This is a genomic window from Streptomyces sp. NPDC055815, assembly GCF_053616475.1.
Window position 1 is genome coordinate 1 of sequence record NZ_JBSHDU010000167.1, and the last position, 4112, is coordinate 4112.

The window sequence follows — 4112 nt, forward strand, 5'->3', positions numbered from 1 at the left end:
GGCGTCGGCGTCTGGAACAACGCCCGCACCGACACCGCAACACCCCGACCGCGCAGCAGCTCCACCAGCGACACCGCCAGCAGCGAATGCCCACCCAGAGCGAAGAAGTCGTCATCGACCCCGACCCGCTCGACGCCCAGGACCTGAGCGAAGGCCTGGCACAGGATCTCCTCCTGCACCGACGCAGGCCCCCGCCCGGCACCCACCACGAACTCCGGAGCCGGCAACGCCTTACGGTCCAGCTTCCCGTTCACCGTCAACGGCAGCCCGTCCAGCACCACCACCGCCGACGGCACCATGTGCCCGGGCAGCCACTGTGCCGCAAACTCCCGCACCTCGTCGGAGAGGCCAGTTGTTGCCGCGTCCTCCGTCCGGACCGGAACGACGTAGGCGACCAGGCGTTCGTCCCAGATGGTGACCGCAACGTCCGCCACCGCGTCGTGACGCGCCAGCACCGCCTCGACCTCACCCAGCTCGACGCGGAAGCCCCTCAGCTGCACCTGCTGGTCACCACGGCCCAGGTACTCCAGCCGGCCGTCGCGCAGCCAGCGGCCCAGATCCCCTGTCCGGTACATCCGCGTGCCCCGTGCGCCGAACGGATCAGCGACGAACCGCTCACCCGTCAGCCCCGCGCGGTTCAGGTACCCCCGGGCCAGGCCGGCACCCGCCACGTACAGCTCACCCGCCACGCCCATGGGCACCGGCTGCAACCGCTCATCGAGCACGTACACCCGCAGATCGGGGATTCCGACACCGATCACGCTGCCGCGCGCGCCCAGCACGACATCACGGTCCAGTGCCAGGTACGAGACGTGCACCGTCGTCTCGGTGATCCCGTACATGTTCACCAACTGCGGCCCGTCGTCCCCGTGCCGCGCGAACCAGCCCTCCAGCCGGGCCGGCTCCAGCGCCTCGCCACCGAAGATCACATGCCGCAGCGACCAGTCGTCCCGCTCCGCCGCCATCAGCTGGTAGAACGCCGAGGGCGTCTGGTTCAGGACGGTGACCCGTTCCTCTGCCAACAACTCCGCGAACTCGCGCGGCGAGCGACTCACCACGTACGGCACCACGACCAGCCTGCCGCCCCGCAGCAAGGCCCCCCACAGCTCCCACACCGTGAAGTCGAACGCGTAGGAATGGAACAACGTCCACACGTCATCGGACCCGAAGTCGAACCACTGCCGCGTCGACTCCAGCAGCCGCACCACATTCTGATGAGGCACCACCACGCCCTTCGGGCGCCCCGTCGAACCCGACGTATAGATCACATACGCGGGGTGCTCCGGCAACACCGCCACATCCAGATTGCCGTCGTCATAGCCGGAGACGTCCACCGCATCCGGCCCGATCGTCAGCACGGGCCGGACGTCCTCCAGCACGAAGGCGATCCGCTCGTCCGGATACTCCGGGTCGATCGGCACATAGGCGGCCCCCGCCTTCAGCACCGCCAGCACCGCGATCACCATGTCCAGCGACCGCGGCAGCACCAAGGCCACGAACCGCTCAGGTCCCGCACCCTGCTCCACCACATACCGGGCCAGACGGTTCGCCGCCGCATTCACCTCCCCGTACGTCAACGACCGTCCCTCGAAGACCACCGCCACCGCATCAGGGCGAAGCGCCGCCTGAGCCTCGAACAACGCGGGGATCGTCGCCCGACCCACGGCCTCACCACCGCTACCGAACCCGCTACCGATCCGGCTACCGGCCCACTCGTCCAGGATCAGGCGACGCTCGTCCGCGCCAAGAACCTCGACGCTGCCGATCGCCCCGTCAGGGTCTGCCACCAGGCCCGACAGCAGCCGCTGGAACCACTCCACGAACCGCTCGGCAGTTTCCGCATCGAACACGTCAGCGGCCGCGACGAGCCGACCGCTCAGACCGGCGGGTCCACCGTCCGCGTCGAACACCTCGGCGGCCGTGACCTCCAGATCGAACTTCGCGGCAGCCGCTCCCAGCCGTACTGCGGACGTCGCGGGCAGCCCGGAAGCCTGGGCCTCTGACAGATCGAGCTTCGCCGAAGCGGCGTTCTGCAGGGTCAGCATCACCTGGAACAGCGGATGCCGCGCCATGGAACGCGCCGGCGCCAGCTCCTCCACCAGCCGCTCGAACGGCACGTCCTGATGGTCGAAGGCCCGCAGGCCGGTCTCCCGTACGCGCTCCAGCACCTCACCGAACGACGGGTCCCCCGACAGGTCCGTACGGATCACCAGAGAGTTGACGAAGAACCCGACCAGTTCGTCCAGGGCCTCATCGGTCCGCCCGGCGATCGCCGAGCCGATCGGAATGTCCGTCCCCGCGCCCAGCCGGTGCAGTGTCACCGCGAGCGCCGCCTGCAGCACCATGAACACCGTCACGCCACGCTCACGCGCCACCTCACGCAACCGCGCATGCACCCCAGCGGAAACGTCGAGCCGCACCGCATGCCCCACGTGCGACGCGATCGCCGGCCGCACGTGGTCGTACGGCAGGGCGAGCTCCTCGGGCGCGCCCGCCAACTCAGCATGCCAGTAGGCGACCTGACGGGACAGCACACTCTCCGGGTCGTCATCCGAACCCAGCAGTTCCCGCTGCCACAGCGCATAGTCGGCGTACTGCACCGGCAGCGCAGACCAGACCGGCTCCTGGCCCGCACGTCGTGCCGCGTAGGCGGAGATGAGGTCACGCTCCAGGGGAGCGGACGACCAGCCGTCGCTGGCGATGTGATGCGCGACGACCACGAGCACATGCTCTTCCGCGCCGGTCTGGAACAGCCACGCCCGCAGGGGAATCTCGGCACTCAGATCGAAGGCATGCCCCTGCGCCTCGGCGACCGCTCCCGCCAGCTCGTCCGCGCCCACCTCCGCGAAGGCGAGCTCGAACCCACAGTCCCCCACCGGCAGGATCCGCTGGTACGGCTCACCCTCGGCCACCGCGAACACCGTCCGCAGCACCTCATGCCGACCCAGCACATCAACCAGCGCCGCCTCCAACGCCTCCCGGTCCAGACCACCGGTCAGCCGAAGCGCCAGAGGGATGTTGTAGGTCGCGCTCGGCCCTTCGAGCTGGCTAATGAACCACAACCGACGCTGCGCGAACGACAGCGGTACGCGTTCCGGACGCACCCCCGCAACCAAGGCAGGACGCGCCTCATCAGCCTCCGCCAACCGCGAGGCCAGACCGGCCGGCGTCGGTGCCTCGAACAGCGTCCGCAGTGCCACCTCCACACCCAGCACCGCACGCACCCGACTCACCAGACGAGTCGCCAACAGCGAATGCCCACCCAGTGCGAAGAAGTCGTCGTCGACCCCGACCCGCTCCACGCCCAGGACCTGAGCGAACGCCTGGCACAGAATCTCCTCCTGCACCGACACCGCACTCCGCCCGGCACCCACCCGGTACTCCGGAGCCGGCAGTGCCTTACGGTCCAGCTTCCCGTTCGTCGTCAGCGGCAGCTCGTCCAGTACGACGACCGCCGACGGCACCATGTAGTCCGGCAGCCGTTCGGCCGCGAACTCCCGCAGCTCAGCGCCCCGCACGTCACCGACCACATACGCGACCAGACGCTTGTCGCCGGGAGTGTCCTCCCGCACGACTACCGCGGCCTGCCCGACCTGCGGGTGAGCGGCCAGTACCGCTTCGACTTCACCCGGTTCGATCCGGAAACCGCGGATCTTCACCTGATCATCCGCACGGCCGAGATACTCCAGCTGCCCCTCGGCCGACCACCGCACCACATCCCCGGTCCGATACATCCGCTCACCCGCACCACCGCCGAACGGGCAGGCCACGAACCGCTCACCGGTCAGACCCGGCCGGCCCGCATACCCCCGCGCCAACTGCACACCCGCCAGATACAGCTCCCCCTCCACACCCACCGGCACCGGCCGCAGCGAACCGTCCAGCACATACACCCGGGTATTGGCCACCGGCGCACCAATCGGCACCACCCCACCACGACCCGGCACGCACTCCCAGGCCGTCACGTCCACCGACGCCTCCGTCGGCCCGTACAGGTTGTGCAGCCCCACCCCCTCGAACACCTCGAAGAACCGGTCCTGCGCCGACAGCGGCAGAGCCTCACCCGAGCAGATCACCCGCCGCAGACTCCCGCACCCCCCAGCCGCCGGCTC

At 69.4% G+C, this 4112-nt stretch carries 1 pseudogene; it reads right to left on the reverse strand.

The features are described 5' to 3' along the window. Nucleotides 1–4076 (reverse strand): annotated as a pseudogene (locus ACWGN5_RS41690) (amino acid adenylation domain-containing protein); the annotation flags it as partial. Between the last annotated feature and the right edge of the window lie 36 nt (nucleotides 4077–4112).